This window comes from Rhizobium sp. AG855, from assembly GCF_003610655.1.
In the GTDB taxonomy this organism is placed as follows: Bacteria; Pseudomonadota; Alphaproteobacteria; order Rhizobiales; family Rhizobiaceae; genus Allorhizobium; species Allorhizobium wuzhouense.
This window is the reverse complement of the sequence record NZ_RAQG01000003.1, coordinates 676,676-703,458: the sequence shown is the minus strand read 5'-3', so window position 1 is coordinate 703,458 and position 26,783 is coordinate 676,676. Positions and strand designations below refer to the sequence as shown.

Genomic DNA, 26,783 nt, shown 5'->3' with positions numbered 1-26,783 from the left:
CATCAGCCGTGACCTTCCTTGGTAAAGCTGCCCGAGACGGCCTTGCGTTCCTTGAGGAAGGCCGTCGGCTCTCTGCTGCCGACGAAGCCGCGTGGCTTGAACAGCATGACCACGACCATGGCCAGCCCGAAGAGCAGCATGCGGTACAGTTCCGGCGTGAAGTCTTCGCCGAAGATGTGCTTCAGGAACTCCATTTCACGCAGCGCTTCCGTTCCGCCGATCATGACGATTGCCGCAACCGCGATGCCCGTCAGCGAGCCCATGCCGCCGAGAACGACGATGGCGAGGATGACGGCGGATTCGAGGAAGACGAAGCTTTCCGGCGACACGAAGCCCTGGCGGGCGGCAAAGAAGGACCCGGCGAAACCACCGAACATCGCACCGATCGCAAAGGCGGTGAGCTTTGTCGTGACGGTGTTGATGCCGAGCGAGCGGCAGGCGATCTCGTCCTCACGCAGCGCTTCCCAGGCCCGGCCGATCGGCATGCGGCGCAGCCTGATCGTCACATAGGCGGTCAGGCAGCAGAGCGCCAGGATCACGTAGAACAGGTAGATCTTGTAATAGGCGGACGACATCGGCAGGCCGAAGGTCTTGGCGAAGCCACCGGCAGACGCATCGAAGGGAATGCCGAACAGCGTCGCCTTCGGAATGCTGGAGATGCCGAAGGTGCCCTTGGTCACGTCCTGCCAGTTGATCAGCACCAGTCGGATGATTTCCCCGAAGGCGAGCGTCACGATGGCAAGATAGTCACCCTTCAGACGCAGGACCGGGAAGCCGAGGATGATGCCCCAGAAGGCGGCCAGGATGCCGGCAAGCGGCAGAAGGATCCAGAAAGACAGGCCGAAGTTCTGGGCGAGCAGCGCATAGGAATAGGCGCCGACCGCATAGAAGGCGACATAACCCAGGTCGAGCAGACCGGCGAGACCGACGACGATGTTGAGGCCCCAGGCCAGCATGACGTAGATCAGGATCTGGATGCCGAAGTTGTCGACATATTTCAGTGCCCCCTGCGTGCCGGACAGCGCGACGATCACAGGCGGATAGAGGATGAGCGCAACGAGTGCGATCTTCAGGAAGTGTGTCTTGAAAAAGCTCGGCTTGGCATCGATGTCGTGAACCGGCATCGCGGCCGACTTCTTCTCCTTGCGCTCGGAAAGCCAGGGATAGACGAAGGCGACGAGCGCGAAGCGACCGACGGCGGCAATGCCGACGAAGACAGCGAGCAGGCCGGGACGCGTGTACCAGACCAGTTCGTTGGCCATGTTCTGGTCGGTCTTGATCCCGATATAGAGGATGAACAGACCGAGCGAGAGAACGCCTGCGAACAGGCCTTCCTTCAGCGCGCGCGCCATCGTGCCGGACGAAGCGGCACCGTTTGCTTGTGCGGATGTTGTCATCGGATCAAACCTTCTCGACTTCCGGTCGACCGAGAATGCCGGTCGGCTTGAAGATCAGCACGAACGCCAGGATGCCGAAGGTGGCGACATCCTTGTAGGCGATGCTGAAGTAAGCGGACCACAGCGACTCGATCAGGCCGATCAGCAACCCGCCCAGAACGGCACCCGGCAGCGAGCCGATACCGCCCAGAACCGCGGCCGTGAAGGCCTTGACGCCGGGAATGAAGCCGTCGTTGAACGAAGCCACGCCATAATACATCAGATACATCGTGCCGGCGACGGCCGCGAGTGCTGCCCCCATCACGAAAGTGACGGAAATCGTGCGGTCGACGTCGACGCCGAGAAGGGCGGCCATCTTGCGGTCCTGCTCGGTGGCGCGCTGGGCACGGCCAAGCGGCGTCTTGTTGACGATGTACCAGAAGGCCGCGAGCAGAACCGCCGTGATGACGACGATGATCACCTGCTTGAGCGCGATGGTGACGTTGCCGATATGCACGACGTCGCTGACCAGAGCCGGGATCGGCTTGTTGCGCGGACCCTGCGAGATCTGGATGAAGTTCGACAGCACGATCGACATGCCGATCGCGGTGATCAGCGGTGCCAGTCGGAACGAACCACGCAGCGGCCGATAGGCGACGCGCTCGATCGTCCAGTTCCACAACCCGGTCATCAGCATGGAGACCACCAGCATGATCAGCAGCGCGAGCGCCACCGGAATGCCGGCAAAGAAGGTGGTGAGAATGAGGAAGACGATCAGAGCGGCAAAGCCGCCGAGCATGAAGATGTCGCCATGGGCGAAGTTGATCATGCCGATGATGCCGTAAACCATCGTATAGCCGATAGCCACGAGGCCATAGATGGATCCAAGAGTCAGCCCGTTGATGAGCTGCTGGATGAAGTACTCCATATATTATCCCCCGGACGCGCCTGAATGTTGCGTCTCATTTTGTTGTCCCATGCGGGCATGGGTATGAGGGATTCCATATCGTTTTGTCGGAAAATGTGAAGCCAAAAAGGCAAATGACGGCCAAAATGTTACCGTTTACCAACAGTTTGGCACTGTCGGGTTCACCGAACACAAAAAAGCGGCAGAAAAAGTCTATGAAATCAGCAGGTCACCGGAGGCGGCCTGCTGAATGTGAAGGTAAGCTAATGCAAGCCCATTTTTGCCGAAAACGGTTCAGTTTCTCATTCGCGACCCATTTGCGTCAAAAAGCGGCTGCGGCTGCAGCCGGGCGGGAAGGATGTCCCCAAGAATTTCCACGCTCCAGCCGTCCACCTCGTCGGCGATGTCCTTGGGAACGTAGCCGAGTGCGACGGACACACCGCTGGCATGCGCAAAGCCGCCGGAGGTGACCCAGCCGCAGACCTCGCCCTTGTAGGAAATCGGCTCGTCACCGATGACATCGGCATCCTTCGCCTCGACAATGAAGGTCTTCAGCCTGAGCGTTCCGCCCGACAGCTTTTCTTCCATCGCCGCCTTCTTGCCGATGAAATCGGCCGGTTTCTTCAAGGCGACGAAACGACCGAGCCCGGCCTCATAGGGACCATAGAGCGGCCGGTATTCACGCGACCAGCTGCCGAAGGCCTTTTCCAGACGCAGCGCATTCAGTGCCCGAAGCCCGAACAGCGAGATGCCGAACTCGGCGCCAGCCTCCATCAGGGCCTCGAAGAGGTAGCGCTGATATTCCGGCCGCATCCAGATCTCATAGCCGAGGTCACCGGTATAGCTGACGCGCCCGACAATCGCCGGCGCCATGCCGAGATCCATCTCGCGGATCGCCATGAACGGGAAGGCCGCGTCGGAGACATCCAGATGCGTGAGCTTGGCCAGCACATCGCGCGCCTTCGGCCCGGCAATCGACAACCCGAGCAGGCCGAGATTGAGCGGCTCGACATCAACGGACCCGTCATCGGGCAGATGCTGCTCGAACCAGCGCATGTGATAGTCTTCCGCGATACCCGATCCGATGACAAGGAAATCCTCGTCGTCCATGTTGGCGACGGTGAAATCACCGATCAGCTTGCCCGCCTCGTTGAGCATTGGCGCGAGCGCCATGCTGCCGACGGCCGGGATCTTGCCGGCGAGCATATGGTCGAGCCAGTCCTTGGCCCCCTCCCCGCTCACCATGTATTTGGCAAAGCCCGAGGTCTCCATCAGGCCGACGCTCTCGCGCACGGCCTTCGCCTCGCGACCCACCGCCTCGAAGTCGGTCGAGCGCCGCCAGGAGAACTTGTCCTCGACACCCTCAGGTGCAAACCACAGCGGCGTTTCCAGACCATAGGACGCACCGAACACGGCACCGGCCGCCTTCAGCTTGTCATAGACAGGCGTCGTCAGCAGCGGACGCGCGCCCGGCAGTTCTTCGTTCGGATAGCGGATCGAGAAGCGACGGGAATAGTTTTCGCGCACCTTGGCATTGGTATAGGCAAGCGTCGCATAATCGCCGTAGCGGCAGACATCCATGGCAAAGACATCGAAGCCCGGATCGCCCTCGATGATCCAGTTGGCAAGCGCGAGACCCACACCACCGCCCTGGGAGAAGCCGGCCATGACCGCGCAGGCCGACCAGAAATTCGTCATGCCGCGCACGGGGCCGACGAGGGGATTGCCATCAGGCGAGAAGGTGAAGGGGCCGTTGATGATCTTTTTGATGCCGGCATTGTTGAAGGCCGGGAAATGGCGGAAGCCGATTTCGAGCTCGTTGGTGATGCGCTCCAGGTCTTCGGCCAGAAGCTCATGGCCGAAGGTCCAGGGCGTCTCGATCGGCGACCAGGGACGGCAATCCTTTTCATAGGTGCCCATCAGCATGCCGTTGCGCTCCTGGCGGATATAGATCTCGCCGTCGAAGTCGACGCAGTGCATCAGTTCCTTGCCGGTGGTCTTGTTGAACTCGATGACCTCGGGCATGTCCTCGGTGATCAGATACATGTGCTCCATGGCCAGCACGGGCAGTTCCAGCCCGACCATGCGGCCGACTTCACGCGCCCAGAGACCGGCGGCATTGACGACATGCTCGGCCCGGATCTCACCCTTGTCGGTGATCACCCGCCAGGTGCCGTCTTCCAGCTGCACCAGATCCTCGACCTTGGTGTGCAGATAGATCTCAGCACCGTTCTTCTTCGCCGACTTCGCATAGGCGTGCGTCGTGCCATAGGGATCGAGATGGCCCTCATGCGGATCGAAGACCGCGCCGACAAACTGCTTGGGATCGAGCAGCGGCATCATCTCATGGGCTTCCTGCGCCGAAATCAGCGTCGCCTCACCGCCGGCATATTTGCCCTTGGCCAAGAGCGACTTCATCCAGTCGAAGCGCTCCTTGGTGGCCGCCAGCATCAGGCCCGAGGTCATGTGCAGACCGATGTCCTGGCCCGAATATTCCTCGATCTCCTTGTAGAGCTCGACCGTGTATTTCTGCAGCTTGGCGACGTTCGGATCGCCGTTGATCGTGTGCATGCCGCCCGCAGCGTGCCAGGTGGAGCCGGAGGTCAGCTCCGAGCGTTCCAGGAGCACCACGTCGGTCCAGCCGAACTTGGTCAGGTGATAAAGCACCGAACACCCGACGACACCCCCGCCGATGACGACGACACGCGCATGGCTCTTCATGGAAAGACGCTCCCTTGGCAGCAAAGATTGATGCGACAAAGCTAGATCGCACACATGAAAGCCAGAAGACCATGCTGCGACGAAACATGTCGCATCGGTAACACCAAGTGTTCTCAGGGCGGCGTCCGTGAACGAGATCCTGTGTCAACCCGATCAGACACACCCCCATATTTTAATGGATTCTCAAGTTATCATCTATAATCGTATCATATCACTTTTCCCCCACTCCGCCGCCCCGCTCTACAGAGATCTACATGTCCCTCTTCGCCTTCGGCAGCGATGCCCGCTCCATTTTGAACGCTCTCGAAAAATCGCAGGCCATCATCGAATTCGATCTGGAAGGCCATATTCTCCACGCAAACGAAAACTTCCTGAAGGCCATGGGCTACCGGCTCGACGAGATCGTCGGCAAGCATCATCGCATGTTCGTGACTCCGCTCGAAGCCGGCTCCGCGGAGTACAAGCAGTTCTGGCGCAACCTCGCCGCCGGCAACTTCGATCAGCGGCAATACAAGCGCGTTGCCAAGGGCGGCCGCGAGATCTGGATCGAGGCAACTTACAACCCTGTCCTCAAGGCAGGACGTCCCCACAAGGTCGTCAAGTTTGCAACGGACATCACCACGATGAAGCTGAAGTCGCTGGATGCGGAAGGAAAGCTCGCAGCCCTCAACCGGGCCCAGGCCATCATCGAATTCACGCCGACCGGCGAGATCCTTCATGCCAACGAGAACTTCCTGGGCACGATGGGTTACAGCCTGTCCGAGATCGTCGGGCGCCACCATCAGATCTTCTGTGATGCCGACTACGCGTCGTCGCAGGCCTATCGCGATTTCTGGCGCGGCCTCGGCGAAGGCCGTTTCGTTGCCGACCAGTTCACCCGCTATGGCAAAGGTGGAAAACGGATCCACATCCAGGCCTCCTACAATCCGATCATGGATGCTGACGGCAAGGTCCTGAAGGTGGTGAAGTTTGCGACCGACGTTACCGAACGGTTCCGGGTGATCGAGGAACTCGGCGCCGGGCTCGGCCGCCTCGCCGACAGCAATATCCGTATGACGCTGGATCATCCGTTCAGCGCCGAATTCGAGCCGCTGCGGCGCGACTTCAATGCCTCGATTGGCGCATTTCAGCAAACCTTGTCGGGCGTCCTCGACCAGACGCACGACCTTGCCCGCAACGGCAATACGATGAAGAATTCGGCGGAAGAGCTTTCGGAACGCACCAACCAGCAGGTCGCGGCCCTCGAGCAGACCGCGTCGGCGCTGTCCGAAGCCACGATGAAGCTTCGTGCGGCGACCGAACGCACCCTCGAAACCCGCAGGATCGCCACCGAGGCCCAGGCCGCAGCAACGTCTTCGGTTTCGGTTGTCAAAGACACGGTCAGCGCCATGGAGCGGATTGAAGGCGCCTCCAACGAGATCGGCAAGATTATCGGCGTCATTGATGAAATCGCCTTCCAGACCAATCTGCTGGCGCTGAACGCAGGCGTCGAGGCCGCCCGCGCGGGCGACGCCGGCAAGGGCTTCGCCGTCGTGGCACAGGAAGTCCGCGCGCTTGCCCAGCGTTCGGCCAATGCCGCCAAGGAAATCAAGACGCTGGTGAACACGTCGGCAAGCGAAGTGCAGGAAGGCGTCAGGCTCGTCGGCGAGACCGGCCGCGCGCTGCAGGAAATCGAAAAATTCGTCTCGGCGATCGACCAGAACGTCGACCGCATCGCCACCTCTGCATCGCAAGAGGCGGCCGCTTTGGAAGCGATCAACGGCGCAGTGACCGAGGTCGACGCAATGACGAAGGCGAACGCCGCCATGGTCGCCCAGTCGACGGACATCAGCCGTGCGGTGTCAGACGGCGCCACGGTCCTCGCAGAACTGGTCAATCGCTTCAAGCTTAACCGGCGCGGCGAGCTCCGCGAAGGCGAAAAGACGGTCTGGACTGAGGCAGAGCGCGCCGCGAAGCTTGGTACGACCCGCTATCGCGCCGCCTCGTAAGGAAGTGAAAGCCGGCCCGGCGAAAGCCAGGCCGGCTCGTCAGAGCAACCCTTTCAGGGCGCCGAGCGCAGCGTAAACTCCGTCAGTTCCGCCGGCACGCCGATCCTGAGCGCAAAGCCCGGCCAAAGCCCCGTGCCGTTGTTCACATAGAGCTGCATGCCACCGACCTGATAGAAGCCGGAGACATAGCCATTGTTGGCACGCGCGACGATCCGGTCGAGGCCGCGCACCATGCCGCCATGGGTATGGCCCGAAAGCTGCAAGGCAACACCCCTCTTAGCCGCCCGCTCTGCCATTCGCGGCTGGTGATCGAGAAGGATGACGGGGGCATCCGCAGGCGCACCATGCAGCGCTTTGCCGAGATCAGGCTCCACCGCGCCGGTAAACCGCGCGGAAAGGTCCGTCACACCGGCGATCACGAGCCTGCCCTCCCCCCGCTCGATGACGTGATGCTCATTGGCAAGGATCCGCATGTTGAGCGAGGGGAAATGGCCGAGCCAGCGATCGACATCGAAGAAATATTCGTGATTGCCCGGCACCGTCAGCACGCCGTCACGCGCCCTCAGTCCGGCAAGCGGCGCGATATCCTCGCGGCGGATGTCGAGACTGCCGTCGATGAGATCACCGGTGATGACGATCAGGTCGGCATCGAGCGCATTGGTCTTCTCGACCACCGCATGCGCCCATTGGCCGGTAAAGAGACGGCTGATATGCATGTCTGTCAGTTGCACCATCCGGTAGCCATCAAGCTCAGCGGCAAGTCCCGGGATGGTCACCTCGATACGTTTCACCGCCGGCACACGGATCGCCTGGCTGATCCCGAAACCAGCGAGCGCCAATGCGGCGATGCCCATGGTATATCGAACCTCAGGCGGCACCGCTGGAAACGTCCATCTCACGGCAAAGATCACCAGGCTCACCAGATCGAGCACCACCTGCATCGCCGCCAGCAGCACGATCGCCCCGAAGAACAGGTTGAAGGCAATCACCAGTGGCCGCGGAAATTCGGGCGCGAAGACAGAGCCGGAGGTGAAGCGGCTGAACAGGTGATACTGCGAGGCAAACAGCAGGAAGACGGCAAGCAAAAGCTTGACCCACCACGGCCACGGCAAGGGCGCGATGAAGCGGGAGGCCACGATCAGCCATGGCAGGGAGAACATCAGATGAAACATCAGGAGAACCGGGAACTGCAGCGATGGACCAGAACAGCAGGCGCCGCCGGTCGCTGACCATGGGGTGAGAACGGTTCAGCGCATATGGGGCGAATGACGGCAACGACAAGTGCAAGCAGCATGTTCACCGTTTCCAGAACGCGGGCACGCTGCTGCGAAGCCTTCAAACATCGTCGCGAAAGGCGCGATAGGTCTGTTCCAGGGCAGCAAAACGATCATTGATCGGCAGGAGGCTGATGGCCAATCGGTCCCGGCCCGAAAGCGGCAGATGATCGAGCAGCCAGTCGGCGAAGAGGTCGGCCTCTTCTGTAGCCGCGAGCCACAGTGCCTCATAGCCCGCAACGCCGGCGAGGCGCGTCCCCAGAACGCCCCCGCCTTCGAGATCTGCGAGGATGTGTGCTTTCAAGGCAACGAGATCGACACGCGCCGGACCATCCTCGGCAAAAGCACGCGGCGCAATCTTTACCGTCGCCAAGGCATCCGTCGGCAGCGGTTCACGGCGCCGACCAAAGATCCAGTGCCTTTCGGGTTTCGAGAAGTCGCCGTTGCGGCAAAAGCCCTCGACAGCGACGATTTCGACGACGTGTTCAGACTTGAAACTGAAGACTTTTTCATCCTGCGGGCGTCCTCGCACCCCATGGCAGGAGGCAAGGACAGCCGGTGCGCCGGGCACAAGATCCGCAGCGATGACGAAGCGTATATCGAAGACCGCGAAATCATCGCCCCCTGGCGGCACCGTAGCCTCGACCGGCGCCTCACCTCGGCTCTCGAAGGCACGACCGACGGGCGCGACATCGGCTGCGGCGAAGGCCGGATAGAGCCGGGTGAAGTCAACAGGATCAGGCGGATAGGGTCGGGAAACGAATGGTTCATCGCGGGCAAGCGCATCGCGCGATCCGATCAGGTCCGGCGGCCTCCGCGCAGGCTTGATCGAGCGTCCGTCGAGAGGCGCAAAAGCGACGACATAATTGGGCAAGGTCTCGTGCCCCTCGTCACGGGCGCCAGGCTCTGCCTCCCACTCGACGGCCGTGACGGTTACGGCATAGTCGCCGTCGGCAAGGTCGAACCAGAGCTCCGGGCTTGCCGAAGGATCGGTCATCTTCTCGACACCCGGCAGACCATCCGAATTGTCGACAAAAACCCTGCCATGACGGACACGATAGGGAAACACAAAGCTCGGCCCGGAAAATGCCCTTTCCCTTTCGCTGAGATCGCCCGTCGTCAGCCGCAATTTGAAGACACCGTCTGATCCGGTGCACCAGGCGATCAGCCGCCCGGCAGCACTTTCAACGGGATAGATGAAGGTCTCGGCATACCAGGCGATCGGCCAATGCTCGGCATGTCCCAGGTCGTCAGGATGAAAAAGCACGATATGGGCGACGTCGGTCGCGAGCACCATGTATTTCGAAACCTGCTGCAAGACCACGCCCTCCTCGCCACGGCACACTGGGTCCCCTCAGGAGTAGTATCGTCGACAGTCGCCCTCAAGGTCAGGCGTCACAGGCAAACTGACCCGACTTACGAAAACCCCGCCGTCAGCGCAAACTCCTTGCCCATCTCGCAAACCTCGTCGAACAGGAAGCCGGCAAAGCTACGCATCACGACGATTTCGAAGGTGTCCTGCCCCGTCCGGGCGAGGTTGGCGGCGACATGGCAGATCTGGCAGTTCGTCGACTGCCCGATTCCGAAGGCGTCGAAATGAAGATCGAGGGCCGTGCATTTGGCGAGGATGCCACGCACATGCGGGCCGCCGAGGCTGAGCACCACGCGCCCGTCGCTCTGGTCGAGAAACGACACGCGTGACGCGCCAATATCCGCCAACTGCCGGGCAAGCGTGTCGGCCGTCACGCTCTCGCCAACCAGCAGCCACTCCCCCGGTCCGCAGACGCGCACATGCACGTCCTCAAGATTGTTGAGTGCGTCCTCGATATCGCGCTCATGCCCGGCATGGACCAGCACCGAGAAGATCACCGGCGACCGCAGGATCGCCAGATGATGAGGGTTCGGAGTCGCTTCGAAACCGGAAATGTGGTCCTCGAGCACGTGACGGGCGGCATAGGTCACCGGCATGGTCGGATCCTCACAGGTTCAGTTTCTTGTTGTCGGGGTCGTAGAAGACGGGGCTGACGACCTCGGCCAGCACTTCCGAACCGCGCAGGCCGTCCCAGACGACGATCTTCTCGCCCAACCGCTCGCGGCCGGATTTCAGGAAGGCGAGGCCAATCGTGTGCCCGAGCGTCGGCGAATGGCAGACGGAGGACACCCAGCCCTGATCGTTCAGCGTCGAAGGTTTGACGTTTTCCTTCAGCAGATGCGCGCCGGCAGCAAAACTCTTGTCGCGATCGACAGGCTTCAGGCCCACGAGTTGCGGACGATCAGCAGCGGTGAGGCCAAAACGGCTCGACAAACGCTTGCCGATAAAATCGGCCTTCTGCGTCGAGAACATCTTGCCGAGGCCGACATCGTCTGGCGTCGTGCGCCCATCGATTTCGCTGTGGGTGATGAAGCCCTTTTCGATACGCAGAACGTTGAGCGCCTCGACACCGTAAGCGCAGATGCCATGCGGCTTGCCGGCCGCCATGATCGCATCGGCGACCGCTTCGCCATAGTTGGCCGGCACCGCCACTTCAAAGGCGAGTTCGCCGGAGAAGGAAATGCGGAACAGCCGCGCCTTCAAGCCCCCCTTGAGCAGCACCTCACGCGCCGAGAGGAAGGGGAAGGCCTCGTCGGAGATATCGTCTTCGATGATCTGTTCGAGGATGATCCGCGCCTTCGGACCCGCGACCGACATCTGCGCCCACTGATCGCTGGAGGAGACGAAGCGAACGTCGAGATCCGGCCAGAGAACCTGTGAACAGAATTCCAGATGCGTCATCACCTCGCCGGCATAGGCCGTGGTCGTGGTCATGAAGAAATGCTCGTCCGAGATGCGGCTCGTCGTGCCGTCGTCGTAGATCATCCCGTCTTCGCGCAGCATCAGCCCGTAGCGGGCCTTGCCGACGGGAAGCTTGAGGAAGGCGTTGGAGTAGACGCGGTTGAGGAATTCCGCCGCATCCTTGCCGAAGATCTCGATCTTGCCGAGGGTGGAGACATCGCAGATGCCGGCATTGGCCCTGATATTCAGCACTTCGCGGTCAACGGCCTCGCGCCAGGTCTTCTCGCCATCGCGCGGGAACCAGGAGGAGCGATACCAGAGGCCGGATTCGACGAAGACCGCGCCATTTTTCTTCGCCCAGCCATGCAGCGGCGAGGTGCGCACGGGCCGCGAATGTTCACCGCGCGAGGTGCCCGCCATCGCACCAAAGGAAACGGGCGTGTAGAAGGGCCGGAAGGTCGTGGTGCCGATTTCGGCCGGCGAGACACCGCGCATGCCGGCCATGATGCCAATCGTTGCGACATTGCCGAGCTTGCCCTGATCGGTCGCCATGCCGCCGGTCGTGTAGCGCTTGCTGTGCTCGACATGCCCCATGGCCTCGCGCTGGGCAAGGCTCAGGTCCTTCACATGCACATCGTTCTGGAAGTCGACAAAGGCCTTGGACTTGGCGCCCGGCACATACCAGAGCGGCGCAAAGCTCGCGTCGAATTCGCCCTCGACCTCGGGCACATCGACATTGCCGACAAGCCGGCCGAGATCGCCGATCGCCTCATGCGCCTTGTCTGCGCCATCGCGCAAAACGGCGGAAAGAGAGGCATGACCGGCAGCCGAGCCGGCGATCCGCAGCCCCTGCCCCACATCGGGCGCCAGGAAGGCCTGATGCTCTTCCGACCAGGTGGGCTTGGCCCCGCGCTGGCAAGCGAGATGCACGATCGGGCTATAGCCGCCGCTCATGGCCAGCGCATCGCAGGCGATTTCTTCCTGATGGCCGACGCGTTCGGCGATCAGACCCTTGATCCGGTAATACCCCTTGGTGTCGACGACGGAACCGCCACGGATCACCCGCACACCGGATGGAGCAACATCCGAAGACTGCGCACGACCGTCGATGATAGCAGCAACGCCGACACCGGCAGCGACGAGATCGGCCGCCGTACGATAGCCAGCACCGCCATTGGTAAATATGGCGACGTTCTGACCGGCGGCGACGCCGTAGCGATTGAGATAGCTGCGCACGGCGCCAGACGTCATCACGCCCGGTCTGTCATTGCCGCCAAAGACCAGCGGGCGCTCCTCCGCCCCCGAAGCCAGGATCGCCCGCTTGGCGACGATACGCCATACGCGCTCGACCGGCAGCTCGCTGGTCGGCTGTGCGACATGCTTCTGCACCTTTTCGACGGCACCGAAGACATTGTCGTCATACCAGCCGAACACGGTGGTGCGCGGCATCAGCGTGACGTTGGAAAGGCTCTTCAGCTCCTCGACGACGGAGGCCGCATACTCGGCCGCCGGCACGCCGCCGACAGTGACGCGCTCGGAAAGCAGCGATCCGCCAAGCCGGAACCCCTCATCCGCCAGGATCACCCGCAGCCCCGCGCGCGCGGCGGCCCGCGCCGCCATCAATCCGGCCGGACCGGCGCCGATCACCAGGAGGTCGCAATGCGCCCAGGCCTTTTCGTAGCGATCGGGATCTGGCAGGAACGGCGTCTTGCCCAGACCGGCAGCCCTGCGGATAACGGGCTCATAAACCTTCTCCCAGAAGGCCTTCGGCCACATGAAGGTCTTGTAGTAGAAGCCGGCCGAGAGGAACGGCGACAACAGGCTGTTGACCGCGCCGATATCGTATTTCAGCGACGGCCAGCGGTTCTGGCTGTTGGCTTCGAGCCCCTGATAGAGCTCGGCGACAGTTGCCCGCGTATTCGGCTCGGTGCGACCGTCCTTGCCGATCGTCACCAGCGCATTCGGCTCGGCCGCACCCGCCGTCACGATGCCGCGCGGGCGGTGATATTTGAACGAACGTCCGACCAGAAGCTGGTCATTGGCGATCAGGGCAGAGGCCAGCGTATCGCCTTCGAAACCGGTATAGGTCTGACCATCGAACGAGAAGGAAAGGGTGCGGGCGCGATTGACGAGCCCGCCGGAGGAAAGCCTGAAACCACTCATCGTGCGCCCTCCTTCGCATAAGTGCTCGCATCGGTCACGTTATAGACCTCGTGGCTCCCAGCATTGTCGCGCTCGACCACCAGCCAGCGCCGGCAGCCGGCCGTGTGGTGCCAGTGCTCGACAATCCGGCCCTTCGGATTGTCGCGAAGAAAGACGTATCGCACCCACGCTTCGTCGGGTGCACCGGGCGCCGGACGGACCGGGCTCGCGTCGCCGCGAATGCTGAACTCTTCCTTGGGACGGACGCCGCAATGCGGACAGGTAATCAGGCTGGCCATGGCGATGTCTCAATGCAGGTTCGGTTGGGGACCCTTGCCGCCTTCGTCGACGGCAAAGCCGCGCTCGAATCGGTCGAGGCGCAAAAGGCGGGCCACGGGATGGGGTTCGTTCTTGGCGATCAGATGGGCAAAACAGAAGCCGGACGCCGGCGTCGCCTTGAAGCCGCCGTAACACCAGCCGCAATTCAGGTAGAGATTGTCGATCGGCGTGCGGTCGATGATCGGCGAGCCGTCCATCGACATATCCATGACCCCGCCCCAGGCGCGCAGCACGCGCACGCGGGAGAGACCCGGGATAAGAGAAACCCCTTCCTCTATCGTATGCTCGACGGTCGCGAGATTGCCGCGCTGGGCATAGGAGGAATAATAGTCGATGTCGGCCCCGAAGACCAAACCGCCCTTGTCGGACTGCGAGATATAGAAATGTCCCGCGCCATAGGTGATGACATTGTCGATCACGGGCTTGATGCCCTCGGACACGAAGGCCTGCAGCACATGCGTCTCGATCGGCAGATCGAGCCCTGCCATCTTGCCGGTGACGGAGGTATGGCCGGCGGTCGCGAGCGCCAGCTTGTTGCAGCCGATGAAACCCTTCGTCGTCTCGACGCCGGTCACCTGGCCGAGGTCGTCGCGGCGGATGCCGGTCACTTCGCACTGCTGGATGAGATCGACGCCGCGCTCGTCGGCGCCGCGCCCATAGCCCCAGGCCACCGCATCATGGCGGGCCGTGCCACCGCGTCGCTGCAACAACCCGCCCATGATCGGGAAGCGCGCATGGTCGAAGTTCAGATAAGGCATCATCTGGCGCACCTGCTCGCGGTCGAGCAGTTCGGCCTTCACCCCATGCATCATCATCGCATTGCCGCGCCGCGCATAGGCATCGCGCTGACCGTCGGAATGGAAGAGATTGACGATGCCGCGCTGCGAAACCATGGCATTGTAGTTGAAGTCCTGTTCCAGGCCTTCCCACAGCTTCATCGACATCTCGTAAAAGGGCTCGTTGCCCTCGAGCATGTAGTTCGAGCGGATGATCGTGGTATTGCGCCCGACATTGCCGCCGCCGAGATAGCCCTTCTCGATGACGGCGACATTGGTGATGCCGAATTCCTTGGCAAGGTAATAGGCGGTCGCCAACCCATGCCCGCCGCCGCCGACGATGATGACGTCGTAATGCGGTTTCGGCTGCGGCTCGCGCCACATCGGCGCCCAGTTCCGGTTGCCGGAAAGCGCCTGGCGGAAGATCGAAAGGGCGGAATAACGCATCGAACAACCTCTGCAAATGTCGCTGCACATTCGCATAGGCGTCACAAAGAGCAAGCGCGATCAGGACAAAATCTATGCTGTTTGAGACATGCGACACAGGTTTGGCCGCAGTGCAGCACGAAAGTCGCAGCCACTTGCGGCAGGCAATCACGCGGCTTCCCAAGTGGCGCCTCTCGCTCTACATCGAAGGATGTGCGGAAGAGAAAATGCCCCGAGGAGAATGAAATGCCTGCGATGACGGAGATCTTGACGCTGTTCGAAAAGGCAGCCCTGTCCGTTGGGCCGATCATTCTCGAGATCTACAGCGCTGGCCCGGACATTCGCCTCAAGGGCGACAAGACGCCGGTGACGGAGGCCGATGAAGCGGCCGAGCGCATAATTCTCACCGCGCTTTCCAAGGACCTGCCGGACATCCCTGTCGTCGCCGAGGAGGAAGCCGCCGCCGGTCGCCTGCCCGACATCTCCGGCGGCACCTTCATCCTCGTCGACCCGCTCGACGGCACGCGCGAATTCATCGGCGGCCATGACGACTTCACCGTCAACATTGCGCTCGTCCGGGGCGGGGTGCCGATTGCAGGCGTCGTCTACGCACCGGCCCTCGGCAGCGCCTATCTCGGCGCGGACGGTGCGGCGGAACGGCTGACGATCGGCCCCGGCTACGACGTCACGGACCGGCGCCCCATCCGCACCCGCCTGCGCCCGCCCGCCCCATGCGCCCTGGTCAGCCGCTCGCACAACAGCGAAGCGACCATGGCCTTCATCGACGAGGCCGGCATTCCCGATCGCCGGGCCGTCGGTTCCTCGCTCAAATTCTGCCTGCTGGCTGAAGGAAAAGCCGATATCTATCCCCGCTTCGGCCGCACGATGGAATGGGATACGGCCGCAGGCGACGCTGTTCTGCGCGCCGCCGGTGGCCTGACGCTGACCACAAATGGCACACCGCTTCTCTATGGCAAGCACAGCCAGGAAGACGCGCCCTTCGCCAACCCAAACTTCATCGCCTGGGCGGACGCGCAAAAGCGGGGATGAATTTTGGAATTTCCAGAATGAAATCAATGAAGGTCGTGCAATTTCATCCCCCACCTTCGCCGCGGCCTCATACTTCTCCCTCGACCACCGCTGCTGCATCCCGCAGCCGGAAACAATGGGGAGAAGCCGATGCCAGACACCACCACCCGCCTTGAACTGCCGTTCATCCTGCCCGCACAGGCGCAAAAACACGTGACCCACAATGAAGCCCTGCTGCGGCTCGACGCCGTGGTCCAGCTCGTCATCGATGGCGAGAGCGTCGATCCTCCGGCAAGCACGGCCGAGGGCGAAACCCTGTGGATCCCTGGGCCGGGTACGGCAGCCTTTGCCGGCCATGACGGCACGCTTGCCGTGCGCCAGGATGGCGCCTGGACCTTCATTGTTCCACAGGCGGGCTGGCAGGCCGTCTTCCGCGACAGCGCAACAGTGAAGATCTTCGACGGCAGCGACTGGCAGACCCCTGCCCTGCCCGAGGCGCTCAGCCTCGACCGGCTCGGCATATCCGGCACCGCAGACGCCTACAACCGGCTGCTGGTTCAGTCGCCCGGCAGCCTCTTCAACCATGCCGGCGACAGCCACCGCCTGTCCATCAACAAGGCGTCGACCGGCGACACCGCGAGCATCATCCTCCAGTCCAACTGGCAGGCCCGCACCGAAATGGGTCTGGCCGGCGAAGACCGCTTCTCCTTCAAGATGTATGGAGACGTGACCGGCTGGCGCCAGGCGATCGGGATCTCGCCGGAGGGTTATGTCCACCATGACCAGCGACCACTGGCCCGCGCGGCCTTGGCACCGGCCACCTTCACGCCTGCCGCAGGAAGCTTTACGGGCTTCGACACATTGCATCTCTCCGGCGGAGACATGGCGCTCGGCAGCCCCCTTGCCTCTGGCCATGGCAAGCCGCTGGTCGTACCCGCCTCCGGCTACTATCTCCTGGCACTCACGGTGTCGTGCGACGATGCCGCCCATCAGCTGCATGTCAGCCGCAATGGTGCGAGTGACATTGCCAGTCACAGCGGATCGGCCGGCACGTCAGGGGTAACGATGCTCGTCTGGCTCGACGCGGGCGATACGCTGGCGCTGCGTCACGCGAATGCGGCGCAGTATCAGTTCGGATACGGACGCACGGAGCTTTGCGTCTTCCTGTTGTGATCGGCGCGACAAAGAACAAGGGCGCCGCTTGTGGCGACGCCCTTGTCAGGATGATGATTGGAAACCGGCGTCAAAGAAGGCGGTAGCGGCAGGCACGAGCAACCGCCTGCATGCGATTCACCGCCTCCAGCTTGCGCATGGCGCTCTTCAGATAGCTGACCACCGTGTGGCTCGAAATGTCGAGGATGATGGCGATCTCGTCGCTGCTTTTCCCCGCCGCCGACCAACGCAGGCACTCGATTTCCCGCGCCGACAGCTTTTCCCTCGGGCCGGGCCGCGGCACGAGACTTTCCACGCCGCGATCGATGAGTTCCATCGCGCTGAGCTGCATCATGGCGATATCTTCCCGGCGTGGTTTGGTGGCCCGCCCGGAATAGACGAGGATATACTGCGTCTGGTGCCGGTCGTGCAGGCTGAAGGCGAGATGGCCTGATGGCGTATGCTGCTCGAACAGGGCCGCAACCGGATTGCGGGCTTCTGACGCCGCACTGCTCAGAAACAGATTGTCCATCGAAAAGATCGGCAGCGCCGTCTGCTTCAATTGCTGCACCAGAAGGCTGCCGGCAAAGATCTCCGCATGTTCATAGGCAAGGCGCAATTCGTCGGCCCAGGATGCCGCGAGCAGGTTGGCCGAGAATTCCGGGCTATCGGCCTTCGGAAAGCGTGCCAGAAGACAGTGGTCGAAGTCATAGGCGCGCCCCAGCGCGACGAGCTCGCGCGCGAAGGAATCGGACGATCCAGCGTCGTTCCCCGTCATCTCGGCATGAGCACCCAAATCGTGGCGCCGTGCCACTTCAGTCGGCCTAAACATCGAACTCCTTTCGACCGGATGAACGTCCGGCCGGAATTGGCATGTGCATGGACAAAGAATCGTTCCAATACGGAACAGCTATCAGTCGGGCCTGTCGCCGATCTTGCGGGGTAGATACCGTCAGCAAGGGGAGAAAATGAATGCAGACGGTTCAGATGAACGACGTCCAAGGCATTCTCGCGCCCACTTCGCACGAATTGCGCTCTGCGACTACCGGGGAAGCGTGCATAACTCCCATGCATTTGCCGCAACTTTACGCAGCGTAAGGCCGGATTCCGACGAATCTCGCCGACGAACGCAATGAGAAATTATTATCAAATGCTTACAACCTGCTTAGGCAAATTTTAAAGCATAGCTCCTAGTATGCGGATGTGTGGTCTTGAGTTTGTATAGAGAGTCCAATGACCGAAATGATCCGCCCACGAGTTAAATATGTCATCGGCCCCGATGGCAGCCCTCTGACAATTGCCGATCTTCCGCCGGCCAACACACGCCGCTGGGTGATCCGCCGCAAGGCAGAGGTTGTCGCGGCTGTGCGTGGTGGCCTGTTGAGCCTCGAAGAAGCCTGCGATCGTTATACGCTGACAGTCGAGGAATTCCTCTCCTGGCAGTCCTCGATCAACGACCATGGCCTCCCCGGCCTGCGCACCACCCGCATCCAGCAGTATCGCCATTAATCTGTTTTGTACTGGCTGGCCCGGTACGCCAAGATTTTTCAGAAAAAGACCCATCACGAAACCGGCATGGCCCCGCCTGCCGGTTTTACTCGTTGTCGCCGGCCGCGTTCGGCGCGTGGTGCAGCAAGGCGACCATCAGGCTCGACCCCGCATAGAGCCAGAGCCCGGGTTGGGTAAAGGCCTCCGTCAGGCCGCTGGTCTTGGCTGCGAAGATGACGATTGCGACCAAAAACACGTCCATCATTGACCAGCGCGCCAGATGCGGCACAAGACGCCCGATCCGGTCAGACGCGAGGCAACGCTTGGGTGCGAGGTTCTCCCCGGCAACCAGCACGAGCTTGGCGAGGGGAAAGACGATCGAGAACAGCGCCACCAGCACTGACAGTGCGGCGTCGCCTCCATTCCAGAGCGCGGCAACAATCTCGATCAGGGAAGCTTCGCGCTTCAGAACGTAGAAGCTTTCGAACCGCATCAGCGGCAGCGTCACCCCGAGCGCCAGACATGCGGGCGCGAAAACGAGCAGCACAGCTCTCGACCAGATCGACAACAAGCCCCTCCATCCTGAACGCTGTGTCACGCGCCGTTGCATTGCCGCCGAACGACCACAGATGTTAATCAGAAGCCGGAGATCGCGGCAACACGAGGACCTGACATGCAGATTGCAGCTGAAGAACACGCCTCGGGCGGACGGTATTTAGGCCAAGTCGAAGGCATTTCGGAGCCGGCGGAAATGACGTTTTCCCGCGCTTCGCCGACACTGATTATCATCGACCACACGCAAGTACCCGATTCACTGCGCGGCAAGGGCGTCGGCCAGGCGCTGGCTCAGCATGCAGTCGAGGCCGCCCGCGAGGGCGGCTGGAAGATCATTCCCCTCTGCCCTTTCATGAAGGCGCAGATGGATCGTCATCCGGAATGGAACGACGTGCGCAAGAGCTGAGCGTCGCATACCGGCACATAAACGCACGAAGGCGGGCGCAGGCAAAGCTGCGACCGCCTTTTTTATGGTCTCAATGGGCTTGAATCGTTAATTCAGGCCCGAACACGCATCTGGCCGTCACGCTCTTCGAGCGCTGAGGCCTTCTGGTATTCCGCTTCTGCCTCTTCCAACGCCAGTTCTGCGGCTTCCTGCTGGACCTTCAGTTCCCGGATCGAGACCTGAAGATTGTCCGCGCGCTGGCGAGCAGCCTTGGCGAAGGTGGGATAGGCGAAATGATTGGGATCCGTGATGCCGGATTTTTTCTCTTCGATGCCGATTTGAGCTTCGAGCTCCTTCGCCATCCGTTCGAACTCCGCCATCATCGACTGCAACTGCTGCAACTGCCGACGCTTTTCGGTGACCTGAAAACCTTTCAGGCGAACCAGGCTCTCACGCGACTTCATACGCAATACTCCCGTGATGCGAGACCCCCCGCCACACTTGCTACTCAACACGCCGACCGCGAACCGTCCAAAAAAAGTCTGCGGCGTTAACAAAAAGCTACCCTTGGTAACCTTTCGTTTACGGGCATCGTTAATGATAAGGCGGATCACTTAAGGGTCAGTAAATGCCAGCGCCGGAAAACGGCACATGACAATGATGAGTCAAATGAATCGGTTACGGGTAAAACCTGAGGCGCAGATTCAAGTGTGGCGATGACCGAAACACATGCAAAATCATGAGGCTGAAATCTTTGCTTAATAAATCCGATACACCTTGCCAGAGGGAATCAGAATTTGTTAACCATTTGGTGGCAGCCTGCAAATCAGGCAACGACTGGATCCGTATCGCGTAGGGGGACATCTCGACCTTTCGGCGGCGGTAAAGGGGATAAATATGCGGGTTCTACTCATCGAAGACGACAGCGCGACCGCTCAGAGCATCGAACTGATGCTCAAATCGGAAAGCTTCAACGTCTATACAACCGATCTCGGCGAAGAAGGTGTCGATCTCGGTAAGCTCTACGACTACGATATCATTCTGCTCGACCTCAACCTCCCCGACATGTCCGGCTACGAGGTGCTTCGCACGCTCCGCCTGTCGAAGGTGAAGACCCCGATCCTCATCCTGTCCGGCATGGCCGGCATCGAGGACAAGGTTCGCGGTCTCGGTTTCGGCGCCGACGACTACATGACGAAGCCCTTCCACAAGGATGAGCTCGTTGCCCGCATTCACGCGATCGTCCGTCGCTCGAAGGGTCATGCCCAGTCCATCATCATCACCGGTGAGCTGATCGTGAACCTGGACGCCAAGACCGTCGAAGTCGGCGGCACCCGCGTTCACCTCACGGGCAAGGAATACCAGATGCTCGAGCTGCTCTCGCTGCGCAAGGGCACGACGCTGACCAAGGAAATGTTCCTCAACCACCTCTATGGCGGCATGGACGAACCGGAACTGAAGATCATCGACGTCTTCATCTGCAAGCTGCGCAAGAAGCTCGCAAATGCGGCCGGTGGCGCCAACTACATCGAAACCGTCTGGGGTCGCGGCTACGTGCTGCGCGAGCCGGATGGCGCGGAATACATGGAAACGGCCTGATCCGTTCTCCGCACACGTTGCCTCAAAAGGCCCGCATCATCCGATGCGGGCCTTTTGCGTTATCGGGATGCGGAACCCCACCCTGCCATCTCGGCCGGTCCAGCGCCGACTGAAGGCAAATGAAAAAGGCGACACCCAAGGTGCCGCCTGAATTCGTTTGGGAATGCGTGTTCGAGGGTCGTTCTTACGCCGCCATCGCCTTGTCGCCGAAGGTTGCCGTCAGGATCTGGCGATCGAAGGGCTTCAGCAGGAAATCATTGGCGCCGGCGCGCTTGCCGGCCATCATCACCTTCAGCTCCGCCTCGATGACGCAGTAGTAGATCCTCACGTCCTTGCCGTTCGGAAGGGCGCGCACATTGGAGATGAGATCGAGAGCATCGTCCATCGCAGCATCGACGATCAGGAAATCGGGCAGCTCGCGCTCACAAAGCACCAGGGCCTCGCGACCTGTCGATGCATCCGCCACCTGGAAGCCGAGTTCCGACAGGATCTTGCGACCCACCTTGCGAACCACGTCCGAGCCGTCTGCAATCATGAGGCGCTTCATGGCCATATCCCCTCCCGCTTCCGGGCACATAACAATTCTGCCCGCACCTTATGCCACAGCGCCTAAGGAACCGTTACCGCCTCGGGACAGGCACTGTCCCGAAACGGTCCAGCGGCTCAGACGACCTCGGCCGTGAACGCGATTTCGCCTTCGCTCGGCACGCATTTCAACTCCATGCCGGCCTCGTCGGCGAGGAGAACGGTATAGTAGGGCTGGATGGTATGGGCATCGACCGCCTCTTCCAGATGACCCGACAGGATTTCCTGGTACTTCGGCGGCACGCGCAGCATGCGACCCTTGGCGACAATCTTGAACTTGGCGTCCGTCTCGGGATCTTCAAGGGTGACGTCGAGCGAACCGCCGCGCGGGATCGCGCCATAGGCGACGAGGAACAGGTTGAGCAGCAGCTTCACCCGGTTCTTCGCAATGATGGCGCGCGGGCCGTTCCAGGTAACTTCCGTCTTCTTCTCGGCCGCCGCGAAATCCTTGGCCGCCTTTTCCGCTTCGCCGGTGTCGATCGATGCGCCGACCGAGCCGGACGCGCCGAAGGCAAGTCGTGCGAATTTCAGGCGGACGGAGGCGTTGAGCGCGCTGGTGCGGATGAGATCCATCGCATCGGCGTCTGCACCGCCTTCGTCGAGCAGTTCCAGCCCGTTGTTGATCGCACCGACCGGCGAGATCACGTCATGGCAGACGCGGCTGCACAAAAGGGCCGCGAGATCGGGACCCGCGAGCGTGAGATTGGGGTTTTTCGCCATGGTCGTCTCCAGAGAAGTGTCATCGGTACCACAGCGGTCGTGCACGAACATGGGGCTGCGGTGTCACCGGATTCCTTGTCGGCCATAATGACACCATATTTGGTAAACCGATTATTAAGATGATGATCGCTAGGTTTAATTACCCCCATCGAAGAAGCCGAATCCATCGACTTCACATCAAGGAGGCTCCATGCGTCACCTGATAACCCGCTCCTTCCCTGCCGCGCGGCTCTTCCTTCTGGCAGCTTTCGTCGTGTCCGGACTGGCAGTGGCCCCGCGCCAGGTTCAGGCCGCCGGTGAATACTCGATCCAGGAAGTGGTCGATGCCGGGCACGGTTTCTTCGGTGAGACCAGTGGCGCTTTGGCGAAGGTCATCGAACAGGCCTTCGAGCAATACGGCCTGCCGAACGGCTATATCCTCGGTCAGGAAGGTTCGGGCGCTCTGATCGCCGGCCTCACCTATGGCGAAGGCACGCTCTATACGAAGAATGTCGGCCAGCACGATGTCTTCTGGCAGGGTCCTTCTCTCGGGATCGACTATGGTGGCAACGGCACCCGCACCATGATGCTGGTTTATGACCTGCCGGATGTCGACACGCTCTATGCCCGTTACGGCGGCGTCAGCGGCTCGGCCTATATCGTCGCCGGCGTCGGCATGACCGTGCTGAAGAGCCGCGATGTCATCCTGGTTCCCATCCGCACCGGCGTCGGTGCCCGCCTCGGCGTCAATGTCGGCTATCTGAAGCTCACACGCACGCCCACCTGGAACCCCTTCTGACATCCTGCCCGGAGGGAACTCAGGCTGACGCAAGCTTGGTCCTGCTCTGTCGTTAGGCATACTGAGAGATTCCGGTGCGCTCCCCGCGGCAATCCTTGCCGCGACGGGGGCACCATGATTAAATATGCCTTAATGCTCATGTGAACGCTGTGGCCCGACCGTGATTGAATATACACTGATTTTCGGAATGGGATTTATGGCCGCAGCCCTCCTGGCAATGCTGCTGGCGCCTGCGATCCATCGGCGTGTGGTGCTCTACACCGAGAATCGCCTGAAGGCGACCATGCCGCTGAGCCCGCAGGAGATCCGCGCCCAGAAGGACATGGTGCGCGCGCTCTACGCCGCAGAAAACGCCAAGACCCAGCACGAGCTGATCCGTGAGCGCGAAAAGGCGATTGCCCTCAAGCTGCAGAATGAAACCCTGTCCGGTGAAGCCGGGCGGCTGGTTGCCGAAAATCAGGACCTGAAGACGCAGATCAACGAGATGAGCACCGAGGCCGCCGACATGCGCTCCGGGCTTCGCCGTGCCGATATCGATCTGTCGACCGTCCGCGAAACACTGAAGCGTGTCGAAGTGGCTGCGGCCGCCAAGGATGTCGAACTGGAGGAGCGCGCCCATCGCATCGGCCGCCTGGTGAGCGAAATCGATCACATGCGCATCGAGGCCATGAGCCGGGACACCGAGATCGATACGCTGAAGACGCGCATCCAGTTCATGCGCGACGAACGCGAAGATCTGCGCCGCGAAAACAAGCTGCTGGGCAAGCGCGCCAAGGATGCCGAACTCCGCCTGACCCAGGAAGAACACAAGGTCTTGCGCCTGGAAGACAGTCTTGCGCGGGATGCGGCCGAACGGGCGGATGCAGGCTCTGCGCTAGAACGCCGGCAGCGGGAACTCACCGAGCTGAAAGCCAAGCTGAAATCGGCGAATGCGCAGCTGAGAAGCGCCCAGCGCAGTCTCAAGCAGGCGGGCCTGCCTCTGCCCGAGACGACGGAGGACACCATGCTCGACGAACAGACGCCCGCCCCGCGCCTTAGCCCAGACCTGCTGGAAGGCGATATCCGCCATAGCCAGACCGCGCTGACGGAGCGCCTGCTGAAGGCGACATCCGCCGCAGAGGATGACCAGTTGCGTGAAGAACTGGGCGACATCGCCGCCAAGATGATCCTGCTGACCTCGATGCGGGAAACCTCGGGCGAAGGCCCGTCGCCGATCGGCGAGTTCATGGCCCAGCCTTCAGCCCGTGGCGCCAACGCGCCGCGCAGCCTGGTCGATCGTGTCCTCGCGCTCGACCCCTCGGTCGGCCGGCCGGCAAGCGTGCCGTCTCCCGCAGAATAGGCTGCTCAGCCCAGCCGCCCCATGGCGCGGGCAATCGCATAAAGCGCAATCCCGCTCGCCGTCCCGACATTCAGACTATCCAGCCCTGGGGCCTGGGCAATGCGGGCCGAACGGAAGCTCTCCAGGATCGCCTTGGGCAACCCCTCGCCTTCCGTTCCCATGACGAGCGCCACACGGCGGCTAGGTGCAATCGCACCGATCTCGACCTCTCCGGAAGGAGACAGGGCCCAGATCTCGAACCCGGAAGCCGCAAGGGCGCCAAGCACGCCGTCTGCCGATCCTTGCCGGCTGTAGGGCATGGTCAGCACGGAGCCGACGGAGACGCGCAGCGCCTTGCGATACAGCGGATCGCAGCAGGTCTCGTCGAGCAGCACGGCGTCGGCGGTGAAACCGGCAGCGTTTCTGAACAGCGATCCGATGTTGTCATGGTTGGAAATGCCGCAGCCCACCAGCACCAGCGCATCCTCGGAGAGCGCCGCGATCCGCTCCACAAGGTCGGGTGGCGGCAGCCGTCGCCCGAGCGCCAGCACGCCGCGATGCAGGTGAAAGCCGGCGATGGCGTCGAGCACCGGGGCTTCGGCGACATAAACAGGGATATCGTCCGGAAAAAGTGCCAGAAGCTCGGAGAGCCCGGCGAGCCGGTTCTTGAGGATCAGCAGCTTTTCAGCAACGACATCCCCGCCCGCCGCATGCGCCTTGGCAAGCATCGAGAGCACCACTGTGCCCTCGGCGATAAACTGGCCTTGGCGGCCGGTCAGATCGCGTTCGCGGATGTCAGTGAACTCGGCAATCCGCGGATCGGCGGGATCGGTGATCTCGATCGGGCTCCCGCCAGTCATTGATGCTTACTTTTCCGAGAGCGTGACATCGGCAATGATGCGGCCGAGCGAGAGGTCGAAGACCAGCGTCTTCTTGACGCCTTCAGCCTCGCCAAGGATCAACATCTGGCTTCCTGAGAGCGAGGTGGAGAGAACCCGGAACCCGGCCGGCAGATCGGCGGTCAGCGACAGCGGCTGACCGGACGGGACGGCAAACGGCTGGGCGACGGTCGCAGCCGGCGCAGAGCGCCCGTCGTCGCGCGTCAGCTTGTAGCCGATGGCGACAAGCACCGCGAGAAACATCACCGCCATGATGCCGCCTGAGACCATCTGCAGCTTGATCATCTTGCGGCGCACGTTTTCCATCGCCGGATCCAGCGGCTTTTCGTCCTGTTCGTCGTCGAGATGGGTCATGGTCGCGGTCTGTCCTTAAAAAAGCTTCACGGTCGTAGCCACGGTGTCCCCAAAGGGGCTCCGGGCGCAAAATCATCCGGCTATCGATTGTCGAAGGCGCCGGTCTGTGCCACATGGCAGGAAAACCGGGCCGCACCGTCGGTCGAAGAAAGACGGAATGACACGATGACCGCCCCCTTTACCGAAAGCACCGCCGCAAGAAAAGAGCTGATTGCCGACGCGGATGCCGCAGGCCGCATCGACGCCTGGCTGACGGCAGCGCTCGGGGCCGAGTTCTCGCGCAACCGCGTCAAGGCGCTGATCGAACAAGGGGCGGTGCAGGTCAACGGCGTTTTGCTGGATTCGCCCAACCGCAAGATCAAGACCGGCGACAGCGTCGTCATCGATCTGCCGGCGCCTGAGGACCCGCAGCCGAAGGGTGAGAACATCCCGCTCGAAGTCCTCTACGAGGACAAGGACCTGATCGTCATTGCCAAGCCGCCGGGCCTCGTTGTCCATCCGGGTGCGGGCAACTGGCACGGCACGCTTGTCAATGCGCTGATCTATCATTGCGGCGACAGCCTCTCCGGCATCGGCGGCGTCAAGCGCCCCGGCATCGTGCACCGCCTCGACAAGGACACGTCGGGCGTCATGGTCGTAGCCAAGAACGACATCGCCCACCGCCACCTCGCCGACCAGTTTGCCGACCATGGCCGCACCGGGCCGCTGGAGCGCGCCTATCGTGCCGTCGTCTGGGGCCGTCCACGCTCGCTCGCCGGCACGATCGATGCGGCCCTTGGCCGCTCCGGTGCCGACCGCACGAAGCGGACCGTCAAGCGCGAGGACACCGACGACGCCCGCGAGGCCATCACCCATTACACGGTGCTGGAGCGCTACGGCGAAAAGCCGGATGCGACCTGCCTCGCCTCGCTGGTCGAATGCCGGCTGGAAACCGGCCGCACCCACCAGATCCGCGTGCACATGGCCCATATCGGCAATCCGCTGGTCGGCGACCAGGAATATGGCGCAGCCTTCAAGACCAAGGCGAACCTTTTGCCTGATGACGCCAAGCGCGCCGTCAACAAGTTCCACCGCCAGGCGCTGCACGCCTATCTGCTTGCCTTCGAGCATCCGACATCAGGCAAGACCATGCACTTCGAAGCCCCGATCCCGGCCGATCTGCAGAAGGTGATCGACGCCCTGAAGGCGATGTGACGCGG

25 protein-coding genes are annotated in these 26,783 nt (G+C 61.8%); 9 read left to right on the top strand and 16 right to left on the bottom strand.

All coding sequences use genetic code 11. The features are described from left to right. Positions 1–2 precede the first annotated feature (2 nt). The 3 genes from livM to DFO46_RS03365 form a co-directional block, all read right to left on the bottom strand. Positions 3–1,397, bottom strand: a complete 1,395-nt coding sequence (gene livM, locus DFO46_RS03375) for a high-affinity branched-chain amino acid ABC transporter permease LivM (protein WP_110791870.1) — start codon at positions 1,395–1,397, stop codon at positions 3–5. Between the two features lie 4 nt (positions 1,398–1,401). Further along, a complete protein-coding gene (locus DFO46_RS03370; RefSeq protein WP_110791868.1) occupies positions 1,402–2,304 on the bottom strand; it encodes a branched-chain amino acid ABC transporter permease in 903 nt (300 codons plus the stop codon). 273 nt (positions 2,305–2,577) lie between these two features. After that, positions 2,578–5,004: an FAD-dependent oxidoreductase gene (locus DFO46_RS03365; protein ID WP_120276328.1), complete on the bottom strand. Its 2,427-nt coding sequence runs from the start codon at positions 5,002–5,004 to the stop codon at positions 2,578–2,580. A 254-nt stretch (positions 5,005–5,258) separates the two neighbouring features. On the opposite strand from DFO46_RS03365, the gene DFO46_RS03360 reads away from it, so the two are divergent. Continuing rightward, positions 5,259–6,992: a PAS domain-containing methyl-accepting chemotaxis protein gene (locus tag DFO46_RS03360; RefSeq protein ID WP_120276327.1), complete on the top strand. Its 1,734-nt coding sequence runs from the start codon at positions 5,259–5,261 to the stop codon at positions 6,990–6,992. A gap of 53 nt (positions 6,993–7,045) precedes the next feature. Here the strand turns inward: DFO46_RS03360 and DFO46_RS03355 are convergent, their stop codons facing one another. The 6 genes from DFO46_RS03355 to DFO46_RS03330 form a co-directional block, all read right to left on the bottom strand. After that, on the bottom strand, positions 7,046–8,164 hold the full coding sequence (locus tag DFO46_RS03355) for a metallophosphoesterase (RefSeq protein WP_120276326.1): 1,119 nt from the start codon (positions 8,162–8,164) through the stop codon (positions 7,046–7,048). A 163-nt stretch (positions 8,165–8,327) separates the two neighbouring features. Further along, on the bottom strand, positions 8,328–9,584 hold the full coding sequence (locus tag DFO46_RS03350) for a hypothetical protein (RefSeq protein ID WP_120276325.1): 1,257 nt from the start codon (positions 9,582–9,584) through the stop codon (positions 8,328–8,330). A gap of 98 nt (positions 9,585–9,682) precedes the next feature. Beyond that, a complete protein-coding gene (locus DFO46_RS03345) occupies positions 9,683–10,234 on the bottom strand; it encodes a sarcosine oxidase subunit gamma family protein (RefSeq protein ID WP_120276324.1) in 552 nt (183 codons plus the stop codon). 10 nt (positions 10,235–10,244) lie between these two features. Next, positions 10,245–13,202, bottom strand: coding sequence for a sarcosine oxidase subunit alpha family protein (locus DFO46_RS03340; RefSeq protein WP_120276323.1), 2,958 nt, complete (start codon positions 13,200–13,202; stop codon positions 10,245–10,247). Next, complete coding sequence (locus tag DFO46_RS03335) at positions 13,199–13,480, bottom strand: sarcosine oxidase subunit delta (RefSeq protein WP_120276322.1); 282 nt, start codon at positions 13,478–13,480, stop codon at positions 13,199–13,201. The genes DFO46_RS03340 and DFO46_RS03335 overlap by 4 nt, the downstream gene beginning before the upstream one ends. Positions 13,481–13,489: 9 nt before the next feature. Next, positions 13,490–14,743, bottom strand: a complete 1,254-nt coding sequence (locus DFO46_RS03330; protein WP_110791854.1) for a sarcosine oxidase subunit beta family protein — start codon at positions 14,741–14,743, stop codon at positions 13,490–13,492. A 234-nt stretch (positions 14,744–14,977) separates the two neighbouring features. On the opposite strand from DFO46_RS03330, the gene cysQ reads away from it, so the two are divergent. Together cysQ and DFO46_RS03320 are read left to right on the top strand one after the other, a co-directional pair. Next, positions 14,978–15,772 (top strand): 3'(2'),5'-bisphosphate nucleotidase CysQ, encoded by a 795-nt coding sequence (gene cysQ / locus DFO46_RS03325; protein ID WP_120278121.1) that lies wholly within the window; start codon positions 14,978–14,980, stop codon positions 15,770–15,772. A 129-nt stretch (positions 15,773–15,901) separates the two neighbouring features. After that, positions 15,902–16,924 carry a DUF2793 domain-containing protein gene (locus DFO46_RS03320; protein WP_120276321.1) on the top strand — a complete coding sequence of 341 codons (1,023 nt, stop codon included), beginning with the start codon at positions 15,902–15,904 and terminating at the stop codon, positions 16,922–16,924. Between the two features lie 70 nt (positions 16,925–16,994). On the opposite strand, the gene DFO46_RS03315 is transcribed toward DFO46_RS03320, so the two are convergent. Further along, positions 16,995–17,735: a helix-turn-helix transcriptional regulator gene (locus DFO46_RS03315; RefSeq protein ID WP_120276320.1), complete on the bottom strand. Its 741-nt coding sequence runs from the start codon at positions 17,733–17,735 to the stop codon at positions 16,995–16,997. A gap of 401 nt (positions 17,736–18,136) precedes the next feature. Between DFO46_RS03315 and DFO46_RS03310 the strand changes: the two genes are divergently transcribed. Then, positions 18,137–18,412: a DUF1153 domain-containing protein gene (locus DFO46_RS03310; RefSeq protein ID WP_110791849.1), complete on the top strand. Its 276-nt coding sequence runs from the start codon at positions 18,137–18,139 to the stop codon at positions 18,410–18,412. 85 nt (positions 18,413–18,497) lie between these two features. On the opposite strand, the gene DFO46_RS03305 is transcribed toward DFO46_RS03310, so the two are convergent. Beyond that, a complete protein-coding gene (locus DFO46_RS03305; protein ID WP_245422593.1) occupies positions 18,498–18,959 on the bottom strand; it encodes a paraquat-inducible protein A in 462 nt (153 codons plus the stop codon). A gap of 105 nt (positions 18,960–19,064) precedes the next feature. Between DFO46_RS03305 and DFO46_RS03300 the strand changes: the two genes are divergently transcribed. Then, entirely contained in the window at positions 19,065–19,352 is a 288-nt protein-coding gene (locus DFO46_RS03300; protein ID WP_110791847.1) for a GNAT family N-acetyltransferase, read from the top strand. Between the two features lie 92 nt (positions 19,353–19,444). On the opposite strand, the gene DFO46_RS03295 is transcribed toward DFO46_RS03300, so the two are convergent. Beyond that, positions 19,445–19,795 (bottom strand): flagellar export protein FliJ, encoded by a 351-nt coding sequence (locus tag DFO46_RS03295; RefSeq protein WP_062279749.1) that lies wholly within the window; start codon positions 19,793–19,795, stop codon positions 19,445–19,447. Between the two features lie 433 nt (positions 19,796–20,228). Here DFO46_RS03295 and ctrA point away from each other — a divergent pair, with 433 nt between their 5' ends. Next, complete coding sequence (ctrA, locus tag DFO46_RS03290) at positions 20,229–20,930, top strand: cell cycle two-component system response regulator CtrA (protein ID WP_110791846.1); 702 nt, start codon at positions 20,229–20,231, stop codon at positions 20,928–20,930. A gap of 184 nt (positions 20,931–21,114) precedes the next feature. Here the strand turns inward: ctrA and DFO46_RS03285 are convergent, their stop codons facing one another. Continuing rightward, positions 21,115–21,483 carry a response regulator gene (locus DFO46_RS03285; protein ID WP_165826223.1) on the bottom strand — a complete coding sequence of 123 codons (369 nt, stop codon included), beginning with the start codon at positions 21,481–21,483 and terminating at the stop codon, positions 21,115–21,117. A 110-nt stretch (positions 21,484–21,593) separates the two neighbouring features. Beyond that, positions 21,594–22,235 carry a histidine phosphotransferase family protein gene (locus tag DFO46_RS03280; protein ID WP_110791844.1) on the bottom strand — a complete coding sequence of 214 codons (642 nt, stop codon included), beginning with the start codon at positions 22,233–22,235 and terminating at the stop codon, positions 21,594–21,596. 190 nt (positions 22,236–22,425) lie between these two features. Here DFO46_RS03280 and DFO46_RS03275 point away from each other — a divergent pair, with 190 nt between their 5' ends. Together DFO46_RS03275 and DFO46_RS03270 are read left to right on the top strand one after the other, a co-directional pair. Next, on the top strand, positions 22,426–23,013 hold the full coding sequence (locus tag DFO46_RS03275; RefSeq protein WP_120276318.1) for an EipA family protein: 588 nt from the start codon (positions 22,426–22,428) through the stop codon (positions 23,011–23,013). 196 nt (positions 23,014–23,209) lie between these two features. Then, positions 23,210–24,352, top strand: a complete 1,143-nt coding sequence (locus DFO46_RS03270; protein ID WP_245422502.1) for a hypothetical protein — start codon at positions 23,210–23,212, stop codon at positions 24,350–24,352. Positions 24,353–24,357: 5 nt separating this feature from the next. On the opposite strand, the gene DFO46_RS03265 is transcribed toward DFO46_RS03270, so the two are convergent. After that, positions 24,358–25,191, bottom strand: a complete 834-nt coding sequence (locus DFO46_RS03265) for an RNA methyltransferase (RefSeq protein WP_110791841.1) — start codon at positions 25,189–25,191, stop codon at positions 24,358–24,360. 6 nt (positions 25,192–25,197) lie between these two features. After that, a complete protein-coding gene (locus DFO46_RS03260) occupies positions 25,198–25,584 on the bottom strand; it encodes a hypothetical protein (protein WP_120276317.1) in 387 nt (128 codons plus the stop codon). Between the two features lie 165 nt (positions 25,585–25,749). On the opposite strand from DFO46_RS03260, the gene DFO46_RS03255 reads away from it, so the two are divergent. Next, entirely contained in the window at positions 25,750–26,778 is a 1,029-nt protein-coding gene (locus DFO46_RS03255) for an RluA family pseudouridine synthase (RefSeq protein ID WP_120278119.1), read from the top strand. The last annotated feature ends 5 nt before the right edge of the window (positions 26,779–26,783 follow it).

Excerpts from the sequence above, each read along its gene's own strand:
- livM (WP_110791870.1), bottom strand. The coding sequence starts at position 1,397 with ATGACAACATCCGCACAAGCAAACGGTGCCGCTTCGTCCGGCACGATG.
- DFO46_RS03370 (WP_110791868.1), bottom strand. The coding sequence starts at position 2,304 with ATGGAGTACTTCATCCAGCAGCTCATCAACGGGCTGACTCTTGGATCC.
- DFO46_RS03365 (WP_120276328.1), bottom strand. The coding sequence starts at position 5,004 with ATGAAGAGCCATGCGCGTGTCGTCGTCATCGGCGGGGGTGTCGTCGGG.
- DFO46_RS03360 (WP_120276327.1), top strand. The coding sequence starts at position 5,259 with ATGTCCCTCTTCGCCTTCGGCAGCGATGCCCGCTCCATTTTGAACGCT.
- DFO46_RS03355 (WP_120276326.1), bottom strand. The coding sequence starts at position 8,164 with ATGTTTCATCTGATGTTCTCCCTGCCATGGCTGATCGTGGCCTCCCGC.
- DFO46_RS03345 (WP_120276324.1), bottom strand. The coding sequence starts at position 10,234 with ATGCCGGTGACCTATGCCGCCCGTCACGTGCTCGAGGACCACATTTCC.
- DFO46_RS03340 (WP_120276323.1), bottom strand. The coding sequence starts at position 13,202 with ATGAGTGGTTTCAGGCTTTCCTCCGGCGGGCTCGTCAATCGCGCCCGC.
- DFO46_RS03335 (WP_120276322.1), bottom strand. The coding sequence starts at position 13,480 with ATGGCCAGCCTGATTACCTGTCCGCATTGCGGCGTCCGTCCCAAGGAA.
- DFO46_RS03330 (WP_110791854.1), bottom strand. The coding sequence starts at position 14,743 with ATGCGTTATTCCGCCCTTTCGATCTTCCGCCAGGCGCTTTCCGGCAAC.
- cysQ (WP_120278121.1), top strand. The coding sequence starts at position 14,978 with ATGACGGAGATCTTGACGCTGTTCGAAAAGGCAGCCCTGTCCGTTGGG.
- DFO46_RS03320 (WP_120276321.1), top strand. The coding sequence starts at position 15,902 with ATGCCAGACACCACCACCCGCCTTGAACTGCCGTTCATCCTGCCCGCA.
- DFO46_RS03315 (WP_120276320.1), bottom strand. The coding sequence starts at position 17,735 with ATGTTTAGGCCGACTGAAGTGGCACGGCGCCACGATTTGGGTGCTCAT.
- DFO46_RS03310 (WP_110791849.1), top strand. The coding sequence starts at position 18,137 with ATGACCGAAATGATCCGCCCACGAGTTAAATATGTCATCGGCCCCGAT.
- DFO46_RS03300 (WP_110791847.1), top strand. The coding sequence starts at position 19,065 with ATGCAGATTGCAGCTGAAGAACACGCCTCGGGCGGACGGTATTTAGGC.
- DFO46_RS03295 (WP_062279749.1), bottom strand. The coding sequence starts at position 19,795 with ATGAAGTCGCGTGAGAGCCTGGTTCGCCTGAAAGGTTTTCAGGTCACC.
- ctrA (WP_110791846.1), top strand. The coding sequence starts at position 20,229 with ATGCGGGTTCTACTCATCGAAGACGACAGCGCGACCGCTCAGAGCATC.
- DFO46_RS03285 (WP_165826223.1), bottom strand. The coding sequence starts at position 21,483 with ATGGCCATGAAGCGCCTCATGATTGCAGACGGCTCGGACGTGGTTCGC.
- DFO46_RS03280 (WP_110791844.1), bottom strand. The coding sequence starts at position 22,235 with ATGGCGAAAAACCCCAATCTCACGCTCGCGGGTCCCGATCTCGCGGCC.
- DFO46_RS03275 (WP_120276318.1), top strand. The coding sequence starts at position 22,426 with ATGCGTCACCTGATAACCCGCTCCTTCCCTGCCGCGCGGCTCTTCCTT.
- DFO46_RS03270 (WP_245422502.1), top strand. The coding sequence starts at position 23,210 with ATGGCCGCAGCCCTCCTGGCAATGCTGCTGGCGCCTGCGATCCATCGG.
- DFO46_RS03265 (WP_110791841.1), bottom strand. The coding sequence starts at position 25,191 with ATGACTGGCGGGAGCCCGATCGAGATCACCGATCCCGCCGATCCGCGG.
- DFO46_RS03260 (WP_120276317.1), bottom strand. The coding sequence starts at position 25,584 with ATGACCCATCTCGACGACGAACAGGACGAAAAGCCGCTGGATCCGGCG.
- DFO46_RS03255 (WP_120278119.1), top strand. The coding sequence starts at position 25,750 with ATGACCGCCCCCTTTACCGAAAGCACCGCCGCAAGAAAAGAGCTGATT.